The organism is Rhodococcus sp. IEGM 1351 (assembly GCF_030056875.1).
Classification (GTDB): Bacteria; Actinomycetota; Actinomycetes; order Mycobacteriales; family Mycobacteriaceae; genus Rhodococcus_F; species Rhodococcus_F opacus.
The window spans coordinates 1-373 of record NZ_JASHKU010000110.1 but is presented as its reverse complement, the minus strand read 5'-3'; the positions used below and the strand labels follow the sequence as shown (position 1 = coordinate 373).

1 protein-coding gene is annotated in these 373 nt (G+C 64.9%); it reads left to right on the top strand.

The features are described from left to right. Window positions 1-86: 86 nt before the first annotated feature. A partial coding sequence (locus tag QM806_RS40995; protein ID WP_283295060.1) for a transposase occupies window positions 87-373 on the top strand: 287 nt, incomplete at its 3' end.

Genomic DNA, 373 nt, shown 5'->3' with positions numbered 1-373 from the left:
GTCGCCTGGCGCGAGAACGAGTGGCCGCGGATAAAAAAATAGCGCGGCGCCGAGGGGCATGGATCTGCTTCCAGGACGAAAGCGGTGTGTCGCTGCTCCCGGTCGTCCGCGCAACCTGGGCGCCCAAAGGCCTCACACCCGTGCTGCATCACCGATTCTCCTGGAAGCGCATGTCCATGGCCGGAGTGCTGGCATATCGGCCCGATCGCAGCCGCAGCGCGTTCGTGTTCTCCATGACCGACGGCGCCTACAACACCGACAAGCTCATCGACTTCCTCACCGAACTGCGCGCCCACTTCGCCGGGGAGAAGCTCATCCTGATCTGGGACGGGCTCATGGCCCACCGATCCAAGGCGATGACCGCGTGGCTGGC